Below are 22,093 nucleotides of genomic sequence, written 5' to 3'. Positions count from 1 at the left end.
GCGTCGGGTCGCTGCTTTGCCAGGGTCTGGTAGGTCTCGACGGCGCGGGTGGCGGCGGTGAGGGCTTCCTCCTGCTGCCCCAGGCCTGCCAGACAGTTGGACTGGTTGTTCAGCGACATGGCGAGGTTGGGGAGGAAGGCGTCGGGTCGCTGCTCTGCCAGGGTCTGGTAGGTCTCGACGGCGCGGGTGGCGGCGGTGAGGGCTTCCTCCTGCTGCCCCAGGTCCGCCAGCCGGTTGGACTGGTTGTTCAGCGACATGGCGAGGTTGGGGAGGAAGGCGTCGGGTCGCTGCTCTGCCAGGGCTTCGTCGATCTCGACGGCGCGGGTGATGGCGGTGAGGGCTTCCTCCTGCTGCCCCAGGTCCGCCAGCCGGTTGGACTGGTTGTTCAGCGAGGCGGCGAGGTTGGGGAGGAAGGCGTCGGGTCGCTGCTTTGCCAGGGTCTGGTAGGTCTCGACGGCGCGGGTGATGGCGGTGAGGGCTTCCTCCTGCTGCCCCAGGTCCGCCAGCCGGTTGGACTGGTTGTTCAGCGAGCCGGCGAGATAAAACAAGTCGGGATCGTGCGTGTCGTGGTGTTCCACCAGGGCGGTACTGAGATCGGCGGCCCATTCACTGAGGGCCAGGGTGGAGTCTGGTAGCTGATCGCTGAGGTGGTACAGCACGATGACGTCCTGCGTGGTGCGGGTCAGGCGTGTCAAGGCAGCGATCAGGGGGGCGGGGTGGGGTGTGCGGGTCGCTGTGGTCAGGGCGGCCGGTCCCAGCACGGTCGGGGCCGTGATGACGGCATCGCACAGGATGCTGCTGATCACGTTGTGGTGGTGGGGGTGCTGGGCAGCGCGGGCCAAGACCGTCAGGGCCTGCGCAGCAGATGCGTCAGGGAGGGTGGTCAGGATGCGAGTGAACAGGCCAGGTTCGCGTCCGAGCTGGGTGCCTATGTGATACTCGGCGATTCGATCGGGCTGGAGGCTGCCCCATAGGGAGACTGCCGGGGCCGGGTAAAGGTCCGCGAGCCAGGTGGCCAGCGCCCCGCGAACAGCGCCAGCGCTGTCGTCGGCCAGGCCGGGGAGCTGGGCCAGGAGCGCTCGGGCATGATCGCGATCGGCCGCAGAGACCAGGCAAGCTAGAGCAATGGCGAGAGCACGGGTCTCAGCCCCGCTGCGCTCCCCGGTCAGACCCCGTTCAGGACTGTTGGCAGTCTCGTCCCAGTACTTGCGTTCGTGTCCCAGCAGCCTGCCTTCCAACGCGGTGGCCCGGCCAAGGGCCTGCGGGATGCCGGTGGTGTCGAGGAGGGCGAGGAGGGCGGCCATCTGCACTGACAAGGGCGTGTCGAACTCGGCGCCTGATAGTGCGGGCATCGCGGCCGCAGTGGTGAGGGTAGGCAGGAAAGCCGCCCAGTCGGTGGTGGGGAAGAGCCGGCGCAGCAGGATGCTGAAATCGCCAAGGGCTTGCCGATAGGCGGTGGCGCGACCCTGGGGGGTGTGGTGCAGGGCCGGGACCCGTGTGACTGGGGCGGTGGCTAGGGCCTGACAATGGGAGTGTTCGGTGGCCCGGGTCCACCAGTCGCCCGCGGCGCGGGCCAGGGCCAGCACCCGTACAGGTCTTGTGACCTGGTCATGATCGACGGCTTCCAGCAGGGCATGGAGTTGTGGGATACGGGTCTCGGCGTAGTCGACGACAACCAGCAGGGGCCGACGCACCTGGGACAGGGAATGCAGAGGCACTTCTGTATCGGTGGTCAGGCGGATCGCGATCCAGCCCTGGCTCGTCATCCGGGCGGCGAGTTCGGCGGCGAGCCGGGTCTTGCCCGCACCGCCCGCCCCGGTCAGCAGTCGAGCCTGCACCACACTCTGCTCCCACCCCCACACCTCGGCTGGCCTCCCATGGAGGGTGGGCTGCGTCTGGCCCGGGGGTGGCTGGCACCAGTAGGTCAGGTCATCGAGCAGGTCTTCGCGTCCCATGAAGGACACCACTGCCTGCTCCGGGCGCAACAGATCGGCCGGGGAGCGTGGTGGCCGGGGGATCGCGGTGCGGTCGGCGAGGTGTTGCAGGTCCGCGGGCTCCAACAGCATCGCCCGCCCGGTGTGCTCCTCGACCAGCTCCCGCACCATCGGATCCGAGGCCAGCACATAGGCCGGCACCGCTTCTAGCCGGGTGTGACTCCAGCCGGGCGGATCACCAGCCACCACCCCGGTCAGCAGCGGCACCATCCCCGATGCGCTGCCGCACCACAACGCCGCCCCGGACATCCCGCCCCATGGCAAGGTGCCCTCCTGTGGCTCGGCCCCCGTCTCACCGACCAGGACGTACCGGTCCCTGTCCCGGCCGCTTTCCGGCGGCACTCGCCCGTCAACCTGCACGAGCGACACCGCAGCGGCGCCGGCCTGCCCCACGACCGGATAGCCCAGAGACTGTGCGGGGCAGGCCTGCATGGTCACCAGTCGCCCCCACCGAACGCTGGGTAAAGGCCTGTCCGACAGATCTTCCCCAGCCAGCAGCAGCGCCGCATCCCATCCCCGTGGGCCGTCCTCCAGCCGTTCCCACACCACCTGGCACGGCACCCGCCCGGCACGGTTGGGCAGTTGCACCGACACCCGCCCGCGGTCCTTGAGCACGTGCGCGGCCGTCAGCACCAGCCGGCCGCCCAGCACATACCCCGACCCTCGGGCATCACCGGACCGCACCACCACCACCCGTGCCCTGTCCATCCCGCCCTACCTCTCCGATGCCGGTCCTTGGGCCCCACCAATTGATCCACGCGCGGGCCGCCCGCAGCGCGGATGCCGCCCCGGTTACTCGCCGAACCGAGACCCCAGCACCTCGCCCGTCTCATCCTGTCGGTCGGTGTTCACGTGATACGCGCTGCCGGTTGTGGTGTCCTTCGGCGTCAGCACCAGCTTCATCCGGTGCACCGAAGCCTTCGATACTGACGCCTCCGCATCGGCCGACACCACCCACGCCTTCAATCCGGCCTTGCCCTTGCCCTCCTTGCGCATCTCCACCGAGAACTCCAGCTCTACCGGCCCCACCTCGAACCGCGGACCACTGTCGTTGCCTGCCGCGGCGGCCACCAATTCCGCCCGCAGATGCTCCACAGCCTCCGCAATACCGATCTCTTCAGCCATCCCCGGCCCCGCTCCTTTCCCTGCTGCACAAACTGCTGTCCGCACAAGACGGTGCACCCACGCAGACGACCACCACCAACCGAGAGGTTCCCGCACCCTCCCACACACCAGAAAAGACCGAAACCATCTGGAAACAAGGGTCTACGTGACCATTTCTGATCAACGGAAATGCGGGAGTGAGTACTGTGCGCCGCCAAGGTCGGCGTAGCGGCTTTGGGCTGGAGCTGCTTTGGCGCGAGTGATCATGGCCCCGTAAGCTTCCGGCGCGTCGGGCAGTCTGTGGACCTGCCCGGTAAGGCACGACGTTGGGGCCATGATCTTAGAGGCTCGCGCCAAAGTGGCTGCCTAAAGCCGCGGAGCCGACCGCCCCAGCCACGACGTACCCCTTCTCTGGCATCAGGCGGCTGATTGCTGTGCGCGCGGCACGGGCGCCGGCCGGGCTGGAGCGGGGCGGAGACAGGAGCGCAGGCCCGGCCGGGGGCCGGGCCGCGTGCGGTGAGCGGAGCGAGCCGCCTTGAACCCGTAGAGAAAGTTGTAACGCAGTTGGGAGTCTTGGGCTGTCCGGTCCCGGGTGATGCTTGACAGCCACTCAGGGTGTGAGCGGTTTGAAGTCGTATGCGCACATGGGAGGTTCCGCGCCCTGTCGGTGTGCGAGGGGCAGGAAGAGTGCTGGTCGGACAGTCCATGTGATGCGCAGATCGACGTGCGTGATGGACACGGTGAAGTGCTCGCGATGCAGGAGGGCTCGTCTCGTGTCGATGCGGTGGTCGTGGAGCCGTGTCCATGCCTCCTGTGACGCGGCCGTGTCCAGCGCTGGTGAGATAGTGCGGAGGATCGTCGCTACCCACTTGTTCGCTTCGACTGCCGAGTACGCGTCGTAGGAGCCGACCAGTGCCGGCGCCTGCTGCTCGGCCATGTCCTGCGTCCAGCACTCGCACCAGAAGCCGGACTTAATCGTCGTCTTCAGCATGGGTGCTCTCCTCGGCGTGCGTCCGTGAAGAGCTCCGCAGTGACCGTGTGGCCGTGGTCGGTGGCGTGGACGGCAACGCGATGGGCGAGTGCGGTGACCATGCCGAGTCCGCGGCCGTGTTCGGCGTTCTGGTCCTGCTGCTCAACCTTGGGGGCTGTGTCCGTGTCTCCGTCGTCCGTCACCGATACCGCGACCACTTGCGCCGAGACGGCAAGAGCCAGGTGGAAGCCGCCCTGTGCGCCGCCGCTGGCCGTGTGGAGGATCGCGTTCGCGCTGAGTTCGCTGACGATCAGTTCGGCGTCTTCGGCTAAAGGGGAGCCGCACAGGATGTCTCGGGTCCAGCGGCGGGCCCGGCTGACCTCTTCCGGGAAACCTGGGCAAGACAGTCCCCAGACCCTAGCTGTACTCGTATACTCGTGCATACAAGTTCCTTCATGCTGGTAGGCCGCCGTGTGCAGCGGGTTCGGGTTAGACGAGTTTCACGCCGTCATGGGCGCGGATGGCCGGCGGAGACGCCGCGTCGAGCGCGTCGATGACGCGGATCGCGTACGCCTCGTCGGTGAGTTCGGAGACTTCTTCGCGGGTGGCCCAGCGCAGTGCGCGGGTCTCGTCGCCGGTGGTGGGCGCGCCGTCGGCGGCCTCGCAGCGGAAGACCAGCGAGACGATCAGGCCCGTCATGTTCTTGTAGACGCCGGTAAGGGTCGCGGGAAGTGCGATCTTGATGCCGGTCTCTTCGAGGACTTCGCGTTGCAGGGCTTCGGGGATGGTTTCCTCGCGTTCGAGGACTCCGCCCGGCGGTTCCCAGTGACCGTTGTCGCGGCGCTGGATCAGGAGGGCCCGGCCCCGGTCGTCGACGACGACTCCGGCCACGCTCACGGAGTGCGGGCGGTCTGTGCTCACGTTCCTCGGCCCTCTCGGATGGCTAGGCTCTCCACCGTAGCAACAACACTCGCCCACTCGTCTAGATACCTAAAGGAGTACACACGTGAGCCCTCTTCCTTCGGGCCTCCTCGGTGATCTCGACCCCACGAGCGATCGTGCGGTCTTCCGGCAGATCGCCGACCAGTTGCGCGAAGCTATCGACCGTGGGCGATTCCGGGAGGGCGAAAAGCTCCCTTCGGAGGCCGAGCTGGTGGACCACTACGGGGTCTCCCGTATGACGGTCAGAAACTCCTTTTCCGTCCTCCAGGGCGAGGGCCTGGTGCATGCCGAGCACGGCAAGGGCGTTTTCGTCCGGCCGCGTCCGCCTGTGCGGCGTCTCGCCTCCGACCGTTTCGCCCGGCGCCACCGTGAGCAGGGGAAGTCCGCGTTCATCGTGGAGGCGGACGCGGCCGGCAGTCACCCGCAGGTCGACAGCCTTGAGGTGAAGGAAGAGAAGGCCAGTCAGGACGTCTCCACCCGGCTCGGGTCCGTGCGGCGGGTGCTCGCACGGCGGCGCCGGTACCTCCTCGATGGGCGGCCGGTTGAGTTCGCGACCTCCTACTTGCCCCTCGACATCGCGCGCGGGACGCAGATCGCCGAGCCGAACCCCGGTCCTGGCGGTATCTACGCCCGCCTCGAGGAGCTGGGGCACCGCCTCGACCACTTCGAGGAGGAGATCCGTGCCCGGATGCCCTCGCCCGCCGAGGTCAAGACACTCCACCTGGCGGCCGGCGTGCCCGTCATCCACCTAATCCGGACGGCCTTCGACACCGAGGGACGGCCCGTGGAGGTCTGCGACACGGTCATGGCGGCGGATGCCTACGTGCTGTCATACCAGCTCCCGGCCACGTGAGCGGGTGATCGGCGGTGGTGCGCGGGGGACGCTTCTCCGAACTCGTACACCCCAACAGGCGTACTCGTATAGACGAGTGGGCAAGTTGTGTGGCAAGGTGATCGTCGCGAGCCCGTGAGATCGGGTTCGCAGGTTGCTACATGTATAGACGAGTAGACAGGAGTGTGCCTTGCGCACCATCCGCGTTGAGACCTCCGCCGCCACGATCCTGCTGACGGAGGCCCCGGAACCGAAGGTCCGCGACCGGCAGACGGGCGAGATCGCCAAGGACGCCGTCAGCGGTGAGGCGCTGATGACCATCGGCGTCGTCTACATCGAGGACGGGGAGTCCTCGCTGATCAAGGTCACCGTTCCCGAGGGCGGCGTCTCCGAGGGGCTGGTCCTCGGCTCGCCGGTCTCGCTCCCGGGGCTCATTGCCCGGCCGTGGGAGTCCGTGTTCAACGGGCAGCAGCGTCACGGCATCGCCTACCGTGCCGCCGCTGTCACCCCGGCCGCCTTCCCGGCCGCCATGGGGGCCACGGCCTGATGACCGATCTCGCGACGCTTCTGGAGGTGGGTGGTCCTGTCGCCGCGCTCGGCGGCGGGGCCGCCTACGCCCGGGCCAATCACCCGGCCGTGTACTGGTCGGCAGTCGGCGGTCCGATATCCACCCTGAGGCTGCTCAGCTCGTACGCCTCGGTCATGGAAGCCTGCGGCCTGACCGTGGCTCCCTCCCGGCTGCGGATCCTCGCCGTCAAGGCCACCACCCGGCGGGAGGTCCGGCCCGTACCGCCCCGGCGGGGCATCATCCGGCCTACCACGACCGGCTTACGGCTCCGTCTTCGCCTCGCTCCGGGGCAGGAGCCTGCCGACGTCGCGGCCTCGGCCGAACGGCTGCGGCACGCCTGGGGTGTCCACGCCGTGTACGTCACCACCGTCAAGCCGGGGGTCGTGGAACTGCGGCTGGTCGGCTTCGATGTCCTGCGCAAGGTGCGGATGCCGCGCAAGGTCGACGCCGGGTTCCTCAAGGTGCCGGTCGCGCTGCGGGAGGACGCCATGCCCTTCATCCGCGACTACAGGACCGTGCCCCACCAACTCACCCTGGGCGCAACGCTCTCGGGCAAGTCCATGTACCTGCGCCACCTCGTCTCCGGGCTCGCCCGTCAGAACGTCGCCCTCGTCGGCGTCGACTGCAAGCGCGGCGTCGAGCTGGCGCCTTTCGCCCCGCGCCTGTCCGCTCTCGCCACCGACCCGGACGAAGCCGCGGAACTGCTGCCGGTCCTCGTGAAGGAGATGGAGGACCGATACGACCTGATCAAAGCCCGCCAGGGCATCGCCCCCAGCACTCCTGACGAGCAGATCACCTCGGACATCTGGGGACTGCCCGAGCATGATCGGCCCGTGCCCGTCGTCCTGTTCGTCGACGAGGTGGCCGAACTCTTCCTCACCGCCACCCGCAAGGACGAGGAACGGCGCGACGAGATGGTCACCCAGCTCATCCGCCTCGCCCAGCTCGGCCGCGCGGCCGGCATCTACCTCGAAGTCTGCGGGCAGCGCTTCGGCGCCGAACTCGGCAAGGGCGCGACCATGCTCCGGGCCCAGTTGACCGGCCGCGTCTGCCACCGCGTCAACGACGAAGCCTCCGCCAAGATGGCCCTCGGCGACATCGCCCCGGAAGCCGTCCTCGCCGCCTGCGCCATCGCCCCCGAACGCCCCGGCCTCGCCGTTGCGGGGGACACGTCCGGCGGCTGGTCCCGCATCCGCACCCCCTACCTCTCGCTCGGCGACGCCGCCGACATCTGCCGGGAGACGGCCCACCTGGTCCCCGACGTACCCGCGCTGAAGCTCTTTCGTCCCGACGTGGCCGTGCGGTCTGTCGAGCCGCTGGCCGACGTCGTCTAGCCGCCCCCGCAAAGCTCCACTGGCCGGCGTGACTGCCTCGCGCCACGCCCCTACCCCTCCCATGCCCGAACCCGGAAGGAGTCGCCATCGTGCGCGCCCAACTGGCCCGTGTGGACGCGGTGCTCGTGCAGGCGCTCATCGCCGCAGCGCTGTCCTTCGCTCACATCCATGACGTCGCCGTGGCGGCCGGACAGGACGGCTGGAAAGCCTGGGCCTACCCGGTGTCCGTGGACCTGCTGCTCGTCGCCGCCTGGCGTCGGCTGCGCTCCGGTACTGGCAAGGCAGCGGCCTGGTGCTGGTTCATCATCGCGCTCGCAGCCTCCCTCGGCGCGAACGTCGCCACCGCCGGCCTGCTCGACCTCGGCGACGTCCCGGCCTGGCTGCGCATCCTCGTCGCGGGCTGGCCCGCTGTGGCTTTCCTCGGCGGGACCCTCCTCGCCCACTCCGCACCCAAGACGGCCACGGGCGCCGAGGTCATCGAGGACCAGGAGGACGGCCCCGAACCCATCCACGAGCCGCCTGCCCCCGAGCCGCCCGCCATCGAGGCATCACCGGAACGCCCACCTGTCCCGGTGCCGGCCGCCCTCATCGACCACGCCCGCAAGGTCGCCGCCGAGCACCACACCCGCACCGGCGCCCCGATCGACACCCCGACCCTCCGTGCCCGCCTCGGCGTCCCGGCGCCCATGGCCGAAGCCATCGCCGCCCACCTCTGAAAGGAAGCCCGATGCCTGCCAACCGCCGCTTCCGCAACGTCACCCGCATCGGCCCGGTGCGGGTCGGCACCGCCTACGACCACCGCGGCCGCGAAAAGCACACCGCCGCCTGCACAGCCCCACGCTGCAACTTCTCCGCCGACTACGACAGCCGGGCCGCCGCTGAGCTGGCCGCCCGTACCCACCGCTGCCCCATCCGCTGAAAGGACCCGTAACCCGTGACCGTAAGCCTCCCGCTCGTCGTCGTCCTCGGCTTCTTCGCCTGGGGAGCGGTCAAGTTCCTCGGCGTCCGTACTTGGGTCGTCGTCCTTGTCGCCCTCTTCGGCTTCTGGCTCTCGCACACCTTCCTCGCCCCCGCCATCGAGTCCGGCACGCGCTCGGGCGTGGACATCATAAACGGCTTACATGACTAGACGAGTAGATAAGGAGAGATCCGCCGTGCTCCTGCCCAAGTACCCCGACAGCCCGACCCCGCCGCCCGCGCACACCCACACCCCGGCCGATCCGTCGCCCGTACGGCGCTCGCTGCCGCCCGTCTCGATCAGTACCGGAGCGATCGTGGCCGTGCTCACCGGCGGTGTGGTCCTTACCGCGCTCCTGGCCGCCGTCGCCGTCTCGGCCGTCTCGGTGGCCGTCGCCGCCGTCGTCCTGCGCTCCCTGCTCCGCGAGCACCACCGCCGCTGAGCCCAATCACTGGGTCCCGGGGCGGCCACGACACCGCCAAGCATCCGGCCGCCCCGGGCCCTCACTCCCGACCCGAACAGCCAGAAGGAGAAAAGCCATCTTCACCCGCCCCACCCCGCCACCGCTCCCGGAACTGGCCAAGCTCGCCGCGCACGGCACCCTGCCCGGTATCCTCCGGCAGCTCTCCGGGCTCGGCGGCTGCACCAACCCGATCCGCCTCGACGGCCACCGCACCGAGTACGACGTCGACACGTCCACCGGCGAGATTGGCCGCGTCCTCCAGCACCTCGACTCGGCCGACCTGCCCGCCGGCCAAGTGCTCGTCCGCTGCAACAACCGCCGCACGACCCGTTGCCCGGCCTGCTCCGAGGTCTACCGTCGCGACACCTTCCACCTGATCACCGCCGGACTGCGCGGCGGCAAGGGCCTGCCCGAACAGGTCGCCGCGCACCCACGCGTCTTCGCCACCTTCACCGCGCCGAGCTTCGGCCCGGTCCACAACCGCCCCACCGGCCCGGCCGGAACGGTGCGCCCCTGCCGCTGCGGCGTCCGCCACGACCAGGACGACCCCGCCCTCGGCACCCCGCTCGACCCGGACACCTACGACTACGAAGCGGCCGTGCTGTGGAACGCCCACGCTGGGGCGCTCTGGCAGCGCTTCTCGACCTACCTGCGCCGGGAGGTCGCCAAGCGCGCGGGCCTGTCCCAGCGCCGTTTTCGCGAGCACGCGCGGGTGTCCTTCGCCAAGGTCGCCGAGTACCAAAAGCGTGGCGCCGTCCACTTCCACGCCGTCATCCGCCTCGACGGCCCCGGAGGCGGCGACACCGCCCCGCCGGCCTGGGCCACCGCCGAGCTGCTGACCGACGCCATCCGCGCCGCTACTGCCAAGGTCCGGGTGGACGGGCCGGTCGTCGACGGCCGCGCCCACACCTTCACCTTCGGTCGCCAACTCGATGTCCGCACCATCCGGTCCGCCGACTTCAACGACGGCCAGGAGCTGACCGAGCGGGCCGTCGCCGCCTACATCGCCAAGTACGCCACCAAGGGCGCCGAGACGGCCACGGGAGCTCTCGACCGGCCGCTGAAGTTCGCCGCTGAGCTGGCCCAGCTCGACATCAGCGACCACGCCCGCCGCCTGATCCGCACTGCCTGGACCCTCGGCGCCCGCAAGGACCTCGAACACCTCCGCCTGCGGGCCTGGGCCCACATGCTCGGCTTCCGCGGCCACTTCTCCACCAAGTCCCGCCGCTACTCCACCACCCTCGGCGCCCTCCGCGACGCACGCGCCGAATGGCGACGGGCCCAAGCCGCTGCGACGAACGGTCCCGAGACCGACACGACGTACGTCCTCGCGCACTGGGTGTTCGCCGGGATTGGTCTCTCGGACACCGAAGCCTGGCTTGCCGCATCCCTCGAACCAGCCCCCGGAACAGAAGGAGAGCCCACCCATGGGTAGCCGACGCCTCGCCGTCGCGGAAGCGGTTTCCGAGCCGCGTGGTCTGCCGTCGCGGTACCTCACTCCTGACGACCTCGTGGCGATGTTCGACTTGCCCAGCGTCGAGACGGTCTACCAATGGCGTCGCAAGCGCACCGGTCCCCGTGGCTTCCGGGTCGGCCGGCACCTGCGCTACGACCCTGCGGACGTCCAAGCCTGGGTGGAGTCCCTGCGGGAAGGGGCTGCCGCCTGATGGCTGGGCACATCCAGGACCGCTGGTACAGGACCGAGACCGGACCGGACGGGAAGGTGCGGAAGGTCAAGACCGAGCGCTACGGGTCCGGTCTCCGCTACCGCGCTCGGTACGTCGGCCCAGACGGTACGGAGAAGTCCAAGAGCTTTCCCGACCGCCAGAAGCGGCTCGCTGATCAGTGGCTGGCGCACATCGAAGCGGACATGGCCCGCGGGCAGTACATCGACCCGCGCGCCGCCCGGATCACCTTCCAGCAGTACGCCGAGCGCTGGGTCGCCACGCAGGGCGCCGACCCGAACACCCAAGCCTCGATGGAGTCACAACTCCGCTTGCACGCCTTCCCCTACCTCGGCTCGCGCCCGCTGGGCTCCTTCCAGCCGGCACATATCCGCGACTGGGTACGGCAGTTGCAGGAGAACGGCGTCCGGGGGTCGTACGCCCGGACGATCTACTCCAACGTGCGGGCGGCGCTCAGTGCGGCCGTGGACGACGGTCACCTTCCCCGCAACCCGTGCGCTGCCCGGTCCGTGCGGCCGCCGACCGTCGATAACAAGCGCATCGTGCCTTGGACGCCCGAGCGGGTCTTCGCCGTCCGGGCCGCCATGCCCGAGCGCTACCAAGCCATGGTCGACCTGGGCGGCGGCTGCGGGCTCCGTCAGGGCGAGATCTTGGGCGTGGCCGTCGACGCGATCGACTTCGCCTCGGACACGCTCCACGTGGTGCAGCAACTGAAGCTGAGCCGCAGCAAGGCGGTGTTCGCTCCGCCGAAGGGCGGCAAGCTGCGGGACGTACCGCTCCCCGGCCCGGTCGCTGACGCGCTCCGGTCCCATATGAAGCGGTTCCCGCCGGTCGAGATCACCTTGCCGTGGAAGGTGGCGGACGGACCTCCGGTGACCAAGCGGCTGATCTTCACTGGGCCGCGTGGCGGGCACGTCTGGCGTACGTCGCTCAACGAGGAAGCGTGGAAACCGGCGCTTGCCGCGGCCAGCGTCATCCCCGTGCCTGAGCGGGGCCAGCCGTACGCGGAGTCACGCGAGAACGGCATGCACGCGCTGCGCCACTTCTACGCCTCGGTGCTCCTGGACGCCGGGGAGAACATCAAGGCCCTCGCCGAGTACCTGGGTCACTCGGACCCCGGCCTGACCCTCCGCGTGTACGCTCACCTAATGCCGTCCAGCCAAGAACGCACGAGGAAGGCAATCGCCTCCGTCTTCGGCACCTAGCGAAATGCCTATGCGGCTTAGCGGTCGGGGATGGATTACCAAGAACCGACCGCCTTCACTCTCGATTAGATTTCATTCTTGAACGCCGTTCGTTGCGCACGCTTAGACATTACTTCTGCCGATTTTCGCAGTACGAAAATACCGAACTCCGGATCGGCAGCCAGTGATGCAAGTTTCTCGTTCCGAGAGATGCGTTGAGCAACAACGGCGGCAATGGCTTCAGCCGTCCACCCGCGATCGACATCTTTGGTTAATCCACCAACCACGCCACTAACCGATTGGATAATCGAGTAAGAGTCGTAGCCGCTTATCACACGCGCAGTTATATCCTTCAGTATTTGCGTAGAGGTTCGCGTATCATTGCTTGACAGCAGCGGCGCTTCGACCGGACTGTACATCTGAGCCCATGTCACTCGCACGCCCTGATGTTCAACCTCAATAATGCTGTGTGCGTTCGCAAGGTATCTCACACGTGCCGACAAGGACAGGGGACGTTCTCCCGGCCAGGGAGTCCCAGGGCTGAGAGAGAAGCTGGATCCTACGAAAAAGGCGTGTCCAGGAAGCAGGGTGCGCGACAAGGCTATAAGTCCAGCCGTAGCAGAAACTTCAGCCTTCGCAAGATGCGCCAGGACTTCGATCACTTGATCTTCGTCGAAGTGGGTGATCCCGCTGGTCGCTGGCTTCAGCCACGCCGGAGGAACCAACAGATTTGACGCAAATTCGTTAGCTTCCCGCTCTAGCGTAGCAATCTCGAAGGAATTGCTCGCCATCTCGACATTAGTGGCCTCGGGCGAGCACTCGACCATGTTTGTATGCCAGGCGAGTTCGATGTGCCCTAGTTCATGCCCCAGCGTAAAACGCTTACGGGTTTCTGGACGCCCGCTATGGGCCACGACAAGAGGCCGAGCACGGTCAAGGAAGGTCACCGCATCGCACTCGTAAGGCCATTCATCCCATTGCAGGTCAGCCTTAGAAGAGACAAGCGCCTCGATGTCAATGGGCGGTGTGAGCCCTAGTTTATCGATTAGGACCTTCGCCCGAGTGGCAGGAGCGCTCAGACTCGCCCCCTCCTCACCAGCCAGTCATAGACACCCTTAGCCTGATCCACAGACTCAGCCCGCGCCGCAAGAGCGTAGCTAGACTGGACAGCGGCGGCGGCCTTGATCTCCTCGGTGAACGGTCGGCCCTTTTTCCGGGCAGACAAAATCAAACGCAACGCCTCTGGACGCTCAGTACACAGTCGGTATTCATCTCGCGTCATCCCCAAATACTCATACAAAGGGAGATCACTTCCCTCGTCATGCCAATCGTCGATGTAATCATCGAGATCGTCGACGGATGCGCGGCCGTTCAATGCAGCCGAAACAAAAGTCTCTCGATTGAACTCGCTGTCGCTAGACACTTATCCTCCTCCCGTTCACTGGATCCTTAATATACTCACCATTTATTGCGTCGACTACGCCCCGATGTCTTCCTCTCTTGGAGAACACCTCGACTTCCCCACCGTGCTCACCGTCCCAGGTGTAGATGAGTCCTGATATCTGGTCGACCCATCGTTCTTCACCGTACTTGAACTCCTTACGGTAGCGAGGGGTTCTGAGGAAGCAGTTCGCCGGCATAGGGGTGTAGACCACGACGACTCAATGTATCGGTCGCACAGACCACTTGCACTAGTGCTGCACGCCTCCGATCTTCCGAACGAGCCTCCAGGGCCTCAACAGCGCACGGGGCCAGCGCCGTGGGTCACGAGGCTTGCCTGACCACGGCCCAGAGACGGCCCCAGCCCAACAACAAGCCCCCCACCGGCGGTGAATTCGCAGGTAGGGGGCTTATACGTGGGTGCTTACTTCTTCTTGCCCTGGTTCTTGACCGCCTCGATCGCGGCCGCTGCCGCCTCCGGGTCCAGGTACTTGCCGCCCGGGGTCACCGGGTTGAAGTCGGTGTCGAGTTCGTAGAACAGGGGGATGCCCGTGGGGATGTTCAGGCCCGCGATGTCGGCGTCGGAGATGCCGTCGAGGTGCTTGACGAGGGCGCGGAGGCTGTTGCCGTGGGCGGCGACGAGGACCGTGCGGCCCGTGAGGAGGTCGGGGACGATGCCGTCGTACCAGTAGGGGAGCATGCGGAGGACGACGTCCTTGAGGCACTCCGTGCGGGGGCGGAGCTCCGGGGGGATCGTCGCGTAGCGCGCGTCGTTCGACTGGGAGAACTCCGTGCCGTCCTCGAGGGGCGGGGGCGGGGTGTCGTACGAGCGGCGCCACAGCATGAACTGCTCCTCGCCGAACTCGGCGAGGGTCTGGGCCTTGTCCTTGCCCTGGAGGGCGCCGTAGTGGCGCTCGTTCAGGCGCCAGCTGCGGTGGACCGGGATCCAGTGACGGTCAGCCGCTTCGAGAGCGAGCTGTGCGGTGCGGATCGCTCGCTTCTGGAGCGAGGTGTGCACCACGTCAGGGAGCAGGCCGGCGTCCTTGAGCAGCTCACCGCCGCGGACCGCCTCCTTCTCGCCCTTCTCGTTGAGGTTGACGTCCACCCAGCCGGTGAACAGGTTCTTCGCGTTCCACTCGCTCTCGCCGTGGCGGAGGAGGATCAGCTTGTACGGTGCGTCGGCCATGCGTATGAGCGTAATCCAAGGGTTTGGGGGCCGGTGCCCCCGGCTCGAAGGGCGGACAGGGGGCGGACGGTTGACTGGGTTTGTTAATTGAGTGGCCTGGGCCGGGCCTCCCCTCGTAAGTTCTGGATACCGCCAGCGCCGCTTACATTCGGGGGATCCACCCATGTCCGTCGCCTCCCTGAGACGTGCCGCCCGTGAAACCGTCTCCGGGTTGCCCCGCGAGTTCTGGTGGCTGTGGACCAGCACCCTCGTCAACCGGCTCGGCGGTTTCGTCGCCACCTTCATGGCCCTGTATCTGACGCTCGACCGCGGGTACTCCGCCTCCTACGCCGGTCTCGTCGCCGCGCTGCACGGGCTGGGCGGGGTCGTCTCGTCCCTCGGCGGGGGTGTCATGGCCGACCGGCTCGGTCGGCGGCCCACGCTGCTCGTCGCCCAGACCTCCACCGCCGCCTCCGTGGCGCTGCTCGGGTTCGTGCACCACCCCGTCGCCATCGCCGCCGTCGCCTTCCTCGTCGGCATGGCCTCCAACGCCTCCCGGCCCGCCGTGCAGGCGATGATGGCCGACATCGTGCGGCCCGAGGACCGGGTCCGGGCCTTCTCGCTCAACTACTGGGCCATCAACCTGGGGTTCGCCGTCTCCTCCATGGGCGCCGGGTTCATCGCCGAGGTCAGCTATCTCGCCGGGTTCCTCATCGAGGCCGGCATGACCCTGCTCTGTGCGGTCGTCGTCTTCCTCAAGGTGCCCGAGTCGCGGCCGCAGCAGACGGCCAAGGCCGTCTCTCAGGACGCCGTGGGGCTCGGGACCGTCGTGCGCGACGGGCGGTTCATGGGGCTCGTGGGGCTGTCCTTCCTGATCGCGTTCGTCTTCCAGCAGGGCGCGATCGGGCTGCCCGTGGCGATGGGCGCGGCCGGGTTCACACCGGCCGACTACGGCATGGCCATCGCCGTCAACGGCGTCCTCATCGTCGCCCTGCAGATCCCGGTCACGCGGTTCATCGAGCACCGGGATCCGCGGCGGCTGCTGGTGATCTCCTCACTCCTCGCCGGGTACGGTTTCGGGCTCACCGCCTTCGCCGGGTCCGTCGGCGTCTTCGCGCTCACCGTCTGCGTGTGGACCCTCGCCGAGATCGTGAACGCGCCGACCCAGACCGGGCTCGTCGTCCGTCTCTCCCCCGTGCACGGGCGGGGCCGCTACCAGGGCATGTACACCATGTCGTGGGCTGTGGCGTCCCTCGTCGCGCCGCTGCTGTCGGGCTTCGTCATCGACCGGTTCGGGGCGGAGTGGCTGTGGGGGCTGTGCGCGGTCGTCGGGACGGTCGCGGGGGCGGGGTACTGGGTGCTGATGCGTCGACTGCCGGCGGACGTGGAGGAGGAGGACGCGGCCACCGGACCGAGCGCCGCCAGGCCCGAGGTCACCCCGGCCTGAGAAGCGCCGCTCAAAGCACCGCCCGAAGCACCGTACGGACCACCGCCTGAAGCACCGTACGGGCCACCGCCTGAAGCACCGTGTGAAGCATCACCGCCTCGGGCGCCGCTCGAAGCGCCGCCTGAGTCGGGGCCTCTTCACGGATGCATCCGCGCCCCCTTCAGCGCCTTGTCCACCGCGTTCCGCGGTCCGTACACCGCCAGCCCCACCAGGTCGAGGTCGTCCGTCCGCACGGCCCGCACCGCCGCCCGGTTGTCGCGGTCGTTGCCGGTGGCGAAGAGGTCGCCGGTGAACACCGCGCGCGGCAGGGCACGGGACAGCACGCGCGCGTGGGCCGCCGTCAGCGTCTCCTTCGTGCCCTCGAAGACCAGCACCGGCTGGCGGAACATCGGCAGGTAGGGGACGCCGTCCGCGTCCTCGTACGGCTCCCCGATCACCTCGGGGAGCTGGGTGCCCAGGCCGCTGACCAGGAACGCGGTGACGTTCAGGCGCTGCCAGGTCTCCAGGTCCTCGCGCAGCAGGACGGCGATCTTCGTGTCGAAGCGGATCGGTGGAATCGGTGCGTCGCTCATGGTCCGAGACTGCCGTCCGGCGTACGGCACCGTCTTGTACGTTCTTTGCATGGCCGCCGCTCAGGACAGGGCCGCGCAGCCCACCGCCGACGTCTCCGCCTGGCGCCCGCGTGTCCCGGGCGTCGTGGAGGTCTTCCACGCGCACTTCACCGAGTACGCCTACCCCATGCACGTCCACGAGGCCTGGACGCTGCTCATCGTCGACGACGGGGCCGTACGGTACGAGCTCGACCGGCACGAGCACGGCACACCGCACGACACGGTGTCGCTGTTGCCGCCGCACGTGCCGCACAACGGCTCCCCCGCCACCCCGGACGGCTTCCGCAAGCGGGTGCTGTACCTGGACGCGAGCGTGCTCGGGGAGGAGTTGATCGGGCCCGCCGTGGACGGGCCCGACCTGCGCGACCCCCTGCTACGGCGGCGGGTCGGACAGTTGCACGCGGCGCTCGCCCGGCCCGGGGACGAGCTGGAGGCCGACAGCCGGCTGACGTTCGTCGGCGAGCGGTTGCGGACCCATCTGCGGCCCACGGACCCGGTACGGGGGACGCGCCGTGACCCCGTCCTCGCGCGCCGTCTGCGCGACCTTCTCGACGGACGCCTCGTCGAGGGCGTGTCGCTCGACGAGGCGGCCGGGCTGCTCCAGGCCCATCCCGCCCATCTCGTACGCGCGTTCAGCGGGGCGTACGGCATCGCACCGCACCAGTACCTGACCGCCCGCCGGGTCGACCGGGCCCGGCGGCTGCTGCTGGACGGGCGGCCGGCGGGCGAGGTCGCAGTGGCCGCCGGCTTCTACGACCAGGCCCACCTCACCCGGCACTTCCGAAAGCTGGTGGGGGTGACCCCGGGGCGGTACGGACTGTCCGCCGCCTGACGCCGCTCGCGGGCCTCCGAAGGCTGACAGCGGGTCAGAGCACTTCAGTCGGCGGGGCGCTGGGTGAGGTGGCTGAAGGCGTCCAGGTTGCGGGTGGACTCGCCGCGGGAGACCCGCCAGGCGTACTCCTTGCGGATCGCGGAGGCGAAACCGAGCTCCAGCAGGGTGTTGAAGGCGCCGTCGGCGGCCTCCAGGACCTGGCCGAGGAGGCGGTCGGTCTCGGTGGGGGTGACCGCGGAGAGGGGCAGGCGGGCCGTGACGTAGATGTCGCCGAGGGGGTCGACGGCGTAACTCACGCCATACAGCTTGAGGTTGCGTTCCAGGAGCCAGCGGTGGACGCCGGCCTCGTTCTCGTCGGGGTGGCGGATGACGAAGGCGTTCAGCGACAGGGAGTGGCGGCCGACGATCAGGGAGACCGTCGTCTTCAGCTTGCGGGTGCCGGGGAGCTGGACGACGTACGTGCCGGGCTCGGGGCTCTCCCACTCCACTTCGGTGTCCTTCAGGACGCCCTCGATGACCTGTGCGGCCTTCTCTTCCTCAGCCATGACGCTCACCCATGGTGGGAGCGTACGCGACGGCGGTGGGACTGGGTCGCCGCCGTGTAGACGTCGGCGGTGGCGGCGGCCGCGGTGTCCCAGCCGAAGGACTGGGCGTGCCGGGCGGCGGCCGCGCCCATGCGGGCGGGGAGTTCGGGGTGGTCGGCGAAACGCGCGAGCACGCGCGCGTAGGCGGCCGGGTCGTGCCCCTCGACGAGGAAGCCCGTCTCCTGGTCGCGTACGGCCACCGGGAGGCCGCCGACGGCCGCCGCGAGCACCGGCGTACCGGCCGCCTGCGCCTCTATGGCGACCAGGCCGAAGGACTCGCTGTAGGAGGGGACGACGAGGACGGAGGCGGCGCGGAACCAGTCCGCGAGCTGCTCCTGGCCGACGGGCGGCCGGAAGCGTACGACGTCGGAGATGCCGAGGCGGGCGGCCAGCTTCTGCAGGCCCTCCGGCTTGGCGAGGCCGCTGCCGCTGGGGCCGCCGACGACGGGGACGACGACACGGGAGCGCAGCTCGGGGCGCTCGTCGAGGAGGACGGCCACGGCGCGCAGGAGGACGTCGGGGGCCTTGAGGGGCTGTATGCGGCCCGCGAAGAGGGGGATCAGGGCGTCCTGGGGAAGGTCCAGGCGGGCGCGGGCGGCGGCCCGGCCGTCGGCGGGGCTGAAGCGGTCGAGATTGACGCCGGGGTGGACGACGGCGACCTTGACGGGGTCGGCGTGGTAGTGGCGTACGAGTTCGTCGGCCTCCTCCGCCGTGTTGGCGATCAGCCGGTCGGCGGCGTCGACGATCTGGGTCTCGCCGATGACGCGGGCGGCGGGCTCGGGGGTGTCGCCGTCGGCGAGGTTGGCGTTCTTGACCTTGGCCATGGTGTGCATGGCGTGCACCAGGGGGGCGCCCCAGCGCTGGGCGGCGAGCCAGCCGACGTGGCCGGAGAGCCAGTAGTGGGAGTGGACGAGGTCGTAGTAGCCGGGGCGGTGGCCGGCCCAGGCCTGCATCACGCCGTGGGTGAAGGCGCACAGCTGGGCGGGGAGCTCCTCCTTGGCGAGGCCCTCGTAGGGGCCCGCGTCCACGTGCCGGACAAGGACGCCGGGGGCCAGTTCGACGGCCGGCGGGAGGCCGCCGGTCGTGGCGCGCGTGAAGATCTCGACCTCGATGTTGATCGCGGCGAGGCGCTGCGCCAGCTCCACTATGTACACGTTCATGCCGCCGGCGTCCCCGGTGCCGGGCTGGTGGAGTGGGGAGGTGTGCACGGAGAGCATCGCGACACGGCGGGGGCGGCGGTGCAGCCGAAGCCGTGAGGGTGCCGCCGTAGAGCGACGCCCGAGCCTGTTGACGTACTGGCTCACGTGGCGTTCCTCCTTGCTGCGGGCATGCCGGACGGAGGGTGTGGGGCGCCCTCCAAGGGGTGGAACAGCGGATGAGGGCATTCCCATTCCGCCCGGATCCTCTCCGGGACGGTTTTTGCCTAGGCGTTACCGGGGTCGCTCAACCGTTCGAGACCCGGGTGCGTCCGGCCGGGCCCCGCTTCCCTGCTCACCGCATACCCTCATAGGCATGCCATCCCGTGTCCCGGCCCTCCCCCACTCTCGGCTTCGCTCGAGCGGGGGGACCTCCGTCGTGGGCACGGTCACACGCGGGACGACGAATCCGAACCGGCTGCGCCGCATGGACCGCTGGATCGCCGCGGTCCACGGCGCCGAGCTGCGCCGCGCCACCGGGCCCGTGGCCGTCGACCTCGGCTACGGCGCCGCCCCCTGGACGGCCGTCGAACTGCTCACGCGGCTGCGCTCCGTCGCGCCCCACGCGCGCGTGGTGGGCGTCGAGATCGAACCGGCGCGGGTCGCGGCGGCGAAGCCGTACGAGCGTGAGGGGCTCGACTTCCGGCACGGCGGCTTCGAGATCCCGGTGGCCGGGCGGCCGCACCTCATCCGCGCGGCCAATGTGCTGCGGCAGTACGACGAGGACCAGGTCGCCGGTGTGTGGGAGCGGCTGTGCGCGCGGCTCGCGCCGGCGACGGCGACCTCCCGTGGGGGACTGCTCGTCGAGGGGACCTGTGACGAGATCGGGCGGCGGCACGTGTGGGTCGCGCTCGGTCCGCGGGGCCCGCGGACGGTCACCTTCGCGACCCGGCTGGGGTCCCTGGAACGGCCCTCGGACCTGGCGGAACGGCTCCCGAAGGCCCTCATCCACCGCAATGTGCCGGGCGAGCCGGTGCACGCCTTCCTCCGCGACTTCGACCGTGCCTGGGCCGCGGCGGCGCCCTACGCGTCGTACGGCGCCCGTCAGCGGTGGATCCGCGCGGTGCGGGACCTGACGGCCGACTGGCCGGTGACGGACGGACCGGTGCGGTGGCGGCAGGGGGAAGTGACGGTGAGGTGGGAGGCGTTGGCACCGCGGGGGTGAGCAAGACCGCGGCGCAGCCCGCTTCCCGTGCGCGGATGCCGCCGCCCGTTTCTCCCGTGCCGACGCCGCAGCCCGTTCCGCCTGCGCTGACGCCGCAGCCCGTTTCGCCTTTGCCGACCGCCCTTTCATGTGGTGCCGGCGGCCCGTTGACGTGGTGCCGACGGCCCGTTTGCCCGGCATCGACAGCCTGGGTGCCCGGCGCGGACGGCCAGTTCCCCCTCTGTCGACCCGCCGGGACGGGAACGATCTCCGTGAGGTGTTCGTCACAAAGACCGGGAGATCGTCATGGCGGGGTGGGGGCCGGGGGAAGGACTGCCTCTGTCGTTTTCCGGCGTGTCATGGCACGATCCCCCAGGCGACCGTAAGTTACTGACGGTAAATCAGTTTTGGGGGACGTATGGGTACGGGCAAGCGCGGCCTGATCGCGGCGGCCGTGACGGTGGTCTGCGCGGTCACCGTGCTGGCGGTGCCGGGCACGGCGTTCGCGAGTCCGGCCCCCTCGCCCGCGCCGACGACCGCTCCCACGCTGACCCCACCGCCCACGCACAGCAAGGACCTCGAGGCGGTCCGCGAGAAGCTCGACACGCTTTATCACGACGCCGCGGTGGCCACCGACGCCTACAACGCGGCCGAGGAGAAGGCCGAGAAGCAGTCCAAGGAGATCGTCGAGCTGGCCAAGAAGATCGTGAAGGGCCGCGAGAAGCTCGACGAGTTGAAGGACCGCGCGGGCAGGGCGGCCAGCTCCCAGTACCGCGGTGGCGGATTGCCGGACGAGGCCCAGTTGCTGCTCAGTGACGACCCGAGCGACTTCCTCGACGGCGCCGACCGGGTGATCCAAGGACAGCGGGCCACCCAGGGGCTGCTCGGCGAACTGACCCGCACTCAGCAGGACCTGGAGCAGTACGCCAAGGACGCCTCCGCCCAGTGGCAGAAGCTGGAGACCAACCGGAAGGCCAAGGCGGAGGCCCAGAAGAAGATCGAGAAGCAGATCTCGGAAGCCGAGAAGCTCGAGTCCCAGCTGGAGAAGGAGGAGAAGGAGCGCCTCGCCCAGCTCCAGGCACAGGCCGCCCAGCGGGCGCAGACCGCCTGGCTGGACACCGGCATACTCGACGAGCTCAAGGCCAAGGGCACCACGCAGGGGCAGCAGGCCGTCCAGTACGCCACCGCCCAGATCGGCAAGCCGTACGAGTGGGGCGCCGAAGGCCCGGGTTCCTTCGACTGCTCCGGCCTGACCTCCCAGGCCTGGGCGGACGCCGGCGTCGCCATCCCGCGCACCTCGCAGGAGCAGTGGCGGCAGCTGACGCACGTCGACGTCAAGGACATGCGCCCCGGCGACCTGATCATCTACTTCGACGACGCCAGCCATGTCGCGCTGTACGTGGGCGACGGCACGATCGTCCACGCCCCGCGCCCGGGCCGGACGATCACGCTGGCGGGGGCCGGTTCCATGCCGATCCTCGGTGTGGTGCGGCCGGACGCGTGAGGCCCGCGCCGACGGGACGGGCACATGTGACGGCGGGGCGGGCACGGGTGACAGCGGGACGGGCACACGTGACGGCGGCCATGTGATCCAGGGCACGTGCCCCGGCCGACAAACCTTGCGCCGACGTGACGTTCGT

26 protein-coding genes are annotated in these 22,093 nt (G+C 69.2%); 14 read left to right on the top strand and 12 right to left on the bottom strand.

Features of this window, described 5'->3' with window-relative positions; genetic code table 11:
• The 5 genes from ACPT94_RS32925 to ACPT94_RS32905 form a co-directional block, all read right to left on the bottom strand.
• The coding region (locus tag ACPT94_RS32925; RefSeq protein WP_425247489.1) for a tetratricopeptide repeat protein at window positions 1–2,702 on the bottom strand (2,702 nt) is incomplete at its 3' end.
• 84 nt (window positions 2,703–2,786) lie between these two features.
• Window positions 2,787–3,119 (bottom strand): trypco2 family protein, encoded by a 333-nt coding sequence (locus ACPT94_RS32920; RefSeq protein ID WP_425247488.1) that lies wholly within the window; start codon window positions 3,117–3,119, stop codon window positions 2,787–2,789.
• Window positions 3,120–3,708: 589 nt separating this feature from the next.
• Entirely contained in the window at window positions 3,709–4,089 is a 381-nt protein-coding gene (locus ACPT94_RS32915) for a hypothetical protein (RefSeq protein WP_425247487.1), read from the bottom strand.
• On the bottom strand, window positions 4,083–4,511 hold the full coding sequence (locus ACPT94_RS32910; protein WP_425247486.1) for an ATP-binding protein: 429 nt from the start codon (window positions 4,509–4,511) through the stop codon (window positions 4,083–4,085). Before ACPT94_RS32910 ends, ACPT94_RS32915 begins: the two co-directional genes overlap by 7 nt.
• A 46-nt stretch (window positions 4,512–4,557) precedes the next feature.
• Window positions 4,558–4,965 (bottom strand): NUDIX hydrolase, encoded by a 408-nt coding sequence (locus ACPT94_RS32905; RefSeq protein WP_425247492.1) that lies wholly within the window; start codon window positions 4,963–4,965, stop codon window positions 4,558–4,560.
• A gap of 109 nt (window positions 4,966–5,074) precedes the next feature.
• Here ACPT94_RS32905 and ACPT94_RS32900 point away from each other — a divergent pair, with 109 nt between their 5' ends.
• From ACPT94_RS32900 to ACPT94_RS32855, 10 genes are all read left to right on the top strand, one after another.
• A complete protein-coding gene (locus ACPT94_RS32900; protein WP_425247485.1) occupies window positions 5,075–5,863 on the top strand; it encodes a GntR family transcriptional regulator in 789 nt (262 codons plus the stop codon).
• Window positions 5,864–6,032: 169 nt separating this feature from the next.
• The gene (locus ACPT94_RS32895; protein ID WP_425247484.1) at window positions 6,033–6,389 is read left to right on the top strand and encodes an SCO3933 family regulatory protein; all 357 of its coding nucleotides are present in this window, start codon (window positions 6,033–6,035) and stop codon (window positions 6,387–6,389) included.
• A complete protein-coding gene (locus ACPT94_RS32890; protein WP_425247483.1) occupies window positions 6,389–7,744 on the top strand; it encodes an FtsK/SpoIIIE domain-containing protein in 1,356 nt (451 codons plus the stop codon). The genes ACPT94_RS32895 and ACPT94_RS32890 overlap by 1 nt, the downstream gene beginning before the upstream one ends.
• An 89-nt stretch (window positions 7,745–7,833) precedes the next feature.
• Complete coding sequence (locus tag ACPT94_RS32885) at window positions 7,834–8,460, top strand: DUF2637 domain-containing protein (RefSeq protein WP_425247482.1); 627 nt, start codon at window positions 7,834–7,836, stop codon at window positions 8,458–8,460.
• An 11-nt stretch (window positions 8,461–8,471) separates the two neighbouring features.
• Window positions 8,472–8,663, top strand: a complete 192-nt coding sequence (locus ACPT94_RS32880; RefSeq protein WP_425247481.1) for a mobile element transfer protein — start codon at window positions 8,472–8,474, stop codon at window positions 8,661–8,663.
• Between the two features lie 15 nt (window positions 8,664–8,678).
• Entirely contained in the window at window positions 8,679–8,873 is a 195-nt protein-coding gene (locus ACPT94_RS32875) for a hypothetical protein (RefSeq protein WP_425247480.1), read from the top strand.
• Between the two features lie 25 nt (window positions 8,874–8,898).
• Entirely contained in the window at window positions 8,899–9,144 is a 246-nt protein-coding gene (locus tag ACPT94_RS32870) for a SpdD protein (RefSeq protein ID WP_425247479.1), read from the top strand.
• Between the two features lie 160 nt (window positions 9,145–9,304).
• Window positions 9,305–10,600, top strand: a complete 1,296-nt coding sequence (locus ACPT94_RS32865; protein WP_425247491.1) for a replication initiator — start codon at window positions 9,305–9,307, stop codon at window positions 10,598–10,600.
• On the top strand, window positions 10,593–10,832 hold the full coding sequence (locus ACPT94_RS32860; protein WP_123188331.1) for a helix-turn-helix transcriptional regulator: 240 nt from the start codon (window positions 10,593–10,595) through the stop codon (window positions 10,830–10,832). Before ACPT94_RS32865 ends, ACPT94_RS32860 begins: the two co-directional genes overlap by 8 nt.
• Complete coding sequence (locus ACPT94_RS32855; protein WP_425247478.1) at window positions 10,832–12,055, top strand: tyrosine-type recombinase/integrase; 1,224 nt, start codon at window positions 10,832–10,834, stop codon at window positions 12,053–12,055. Before ACPT94_RS32860 ends, ACPT94_RS32855 begins: the two co-directional genes overlap by 1 nt.
• A gap of 65 nt (window positions 12,056–12,120) precedes the next feature.
• On the opposite strand, the gene ACPT94_RS32850 is transcribed toward ACPT94_RS32855, so the two are convergent.
• The 4 genes from ACPT94_RS32850 to ACPT94_RS32835 form a co-directional block, all read right to left on the bottom strand.
• Window positions 12,121–12,981, bottom strand: a complete 861-nt coding sequence (locus ACPT94_RS32850; RefSeq protein ID WP_425247477.1) for an ImmA/IrrE family metallo-endopeptidase — start codon at window positions 12,979–12,981, stop codon at window positions 12,121–12,123.
• Window positions 12,982–13,109: 128 nt separating this feature from the next.
• Entirely contained in the window at window positions 13,110–13,457 is a 348-nt protein-coding gene (locus tag ACPT94_RS32845; RefSeq protein ID WP_425247476.1) for a hypothetical protein, read from the bottom strand.
• Complete coding sequence (locus ACPT94_RS32840) at window positions 13,450–13,689, bottom strand: colicin E3/pyocin S6 family cytotoxin (protein ID WP_425247475.1); 240 nt, start codon at window positions 13,687–13,689, stop codon at window positions 13,450–13,452. Before ACPT94_RS32840 ends, ACPT94_RS32845 begins: the two co-directional genes overlap by 8 nt.
• Before the next feature lie 209 nt (window positions 13,690–13,898).
• Window positions 13,899–14,660 carry a phosphoglyceromutase gene (locus ACPT94_RS32835; protein ID WP_360344543.1) on the bottom strand — a complete coding sequence of 254 codons (762 nt, stop codon included), beginning with the start codon at window positions 14,658–14,660 and terminating at the stop codon, window positions 13,899–13,901.
• Between the two features lie 163 nt (window positions 14,661–14,823).
• On the opposite strand from ACPT94_RS32835, the gene ACPT94_RS32830 reads away from it, so the two are divergent.
• Window positions 14,824–16,086 (top strand): MDR family MFS transporter, encoded by a 1,263-nt coding sequence (locus ACPT94_RS32830; RefSeq protein ID WP_360344540.1) that lies wholly within the window; start codon window positions 14,824–14,826, stop codon window positions 16,084–16,086.
• 137 nt (window positions 16,087–16,223) lie between these two features.
• Here the strand turns inward: ACPT94_RS32830 and ACPT94_RS32825 are convergent, their stop codons facing one another.
• Entirely contained in the window at window positions 16,224–16,658 is a 435-nt protein-coding gene (locus ACPT94_RS32825) for a DUF2000 family protein (RefSeq protein ID WP_360344537.1), read from the bottom strand.
• Window positions 16,659–16,707: 49 nt separating this feature from the next.
• Here ACPT94_RS32825 and ACPT94_RS32820 point away from each other — a divergent pair, with 49 nt between their 5' ends.
• Window positions 16,708–17,529 (top strand): helix-turn-helix transcriptional regulator, encoded by an 822-nt coding sequence (locus ACPT94_RS32820; RefSeq protein ID WP_360344534.1) that lies wholly within the window; start codon window positions 16,708–16,710, stop codon window positions 17,527–17,529.
• A 44-nt stretch (window positions 17,530–17,573) separates the two neighbouring features.
• Here the strand turns inward: ACPT94_RS32820 and ACPT94_RS32815 are convergent, their stop codons facing one another.
• Together ACPT94_RS32815 and mshA are read right to left on the bottom strand one after the other, a co-directional pair.
• Window positions 17,574–18,074 (bottom strand): type III secretion system chaperone family protein, encoded by a 501-nt coding sequence (locus ACPT94_RS32815; protein WP_360344531.1) that lies wholly within the window; start codon window positions 18,072–18,074, stop codon window positions 17,574–17,576.
• Between the two features lie 5 nt (window positions 18,075–18,079).
• The gene (mshA, locus tag ACPT94_RS32810; protein ID WP_360344528.1) at window positions 18,080–19,417 is read right to left on the bottom strand and encodes a D-inositol-3-phosphate glycosyltransferase; all 1,338 of its coding nucleotides are present in this window, start codon (window positions 19,415–19,417) and stop codon (window positions 18,080–18,082) included.
• Window positions 19,418–19,688: 271 nt separating this feature from the next.
• On the opposite strand from mshA, the gene ACPT94_RS32805 reads away from it, so the two are divergent.
• Both ACPT94_RS32805 and ACPT94_RS32800 read left to right on the top strand, forming a co-directional pair.
• Window positions 19,689–20,474: a class I SAM-dependent methyltransferase gene (locus ACPT94_RS32805; protein WP_360344525.1), complete on the top strand. Its 786-nt coding sequence runs from the start codon at window positions 19,689–19,691 to the stop codon at window positions 20,472–20,474.
• Between the two features lie 397 nt (window positions 20,475–20,871).
• Entirely contained in the window at window positions 20,872–21,957 is a 1,086-nt protein-coding gene (locus ACPT94_RS32800; RefSeq protein ID WP_360344522.1) for a C40 family peptidase, read from the top strand.
• The last annotated feature ends 136 nt before the right edge of the window (window positions 21,958–22,093 follow it).

Origin of the sequence: Streptomyces aurantiaciflavus (assembly GCF_049808595.1) — a bacterium.
Taxonomy (GTDB): Bacteria; Actinomycetota; Actinomycetes; order Streptomycetales; family Streptomycetaceae; genus Streptomyces.
This window is presented reverse-complemented; position numbering and strand designations above follow the sequence as displayed.

What these genes read in the sequence shown, in the direction of transcription:
- ACPT94_RS32920 (WP_425247488.1), bottom strand. Translation starts at nt 3,119, where the DNA reads ATGGCTGAAGAGATCGGTATTGCGGAGGCTGTGGAGCATCTGCGGGCG.
- ACPT94_RS32915 (WP_425247487.1), bottom strand. Translation starts at nt 4,089, where the DNA reads ATGCTGAAGACGACGATTAAGTCCGGCTTCTGGTGCGAGTGCTGGACG.
- ACPT94_RS32910 (WP_425247486.1), bottom strand. Translation starts at nt 4,511, where the DNA reads ATGCACGAGTATACGAGTACAGCTAGGGTCTGGGGACTGTCTTGCCCA.
- ACPT94_RS32890 (WP_425247483.1), top strand. Translation starts at nt 6,389, where the DNA reads ATGACCGATCTCGCGACGCTTCTGGAGGTGGGTGGTCCTGTCGCCGCG.
- ACPT94_RS32880 (WP_425247481.1), top strand. Translation starts at nt 8,472, where the DNA reads ATGCCTGCCAACCGCCGCTTCCGCAACGTCACCCGCATCGGCCCGGTG.
- ACPT94_RS32860 (WP_123188331.1), top strand. Translation starts at nt 10,593, where the DNA reads ATGGGTAGCCGACGCCTCGCCGTCGCGGAAGCGGTTTCCGAGCCGCGT.
- ACPT94_RS32855 (WP_425247478.1), top strand. Translation starts at nt 10,832, where the DNA reads ATGGCTGGGCACATCCAGGACCGCTGGTACAGGACCGAGACCGGACCG.
- ACPT94_RS32835 (WP_360344543.1), bottom strand. Translation starts at nt 14,660, where the DNA reads ATGGCCGACGCACCGTACAAGCTGATCCTCCTCCGCCACGGCGAGAGC.
- ACPT94_RS32830 (WP_360344540.1), top strand. Translation starts at nt 14,824, where the DNA reads ATGTCCGTCGCCTCCCTGAGACGTGCCGCCCGTGAAACCGTCTCCGGG.
- ACPT94_RS32825 (WP_360344537.1), bottom strand. Translation starts at nt 16,658, where the DNA reads ATGAGCGACGCACCGATTCCACCGATCCGCTTCGACACGAAGATCGCC.
- ACPT94_RS32820 (WP_360344534.1), top strand. Translation starts at nt 16,708, where the DNA reads ATGGCCGCCGCTCAGGACAGGGCCGCGCAGCCCACCGCCGACGTCTCC.
- ACPT94_RS32815 (WP_360344531.1), bottom strand. Translation starts at nt 18,074, where the DNA reads ATGGCTGAGGAAGAGAAGGCCGCACAGGTCATCGAGGGCGTCCTGAAG.
- ACPT94_RS32800 (WP_360344522.1), top strand. Translation starts at nt 20,872, where the DNA reads ATGGGTACGGGCAAGCGCGGCCTGATCGCGGCGGCCGTGACGGTGGTC.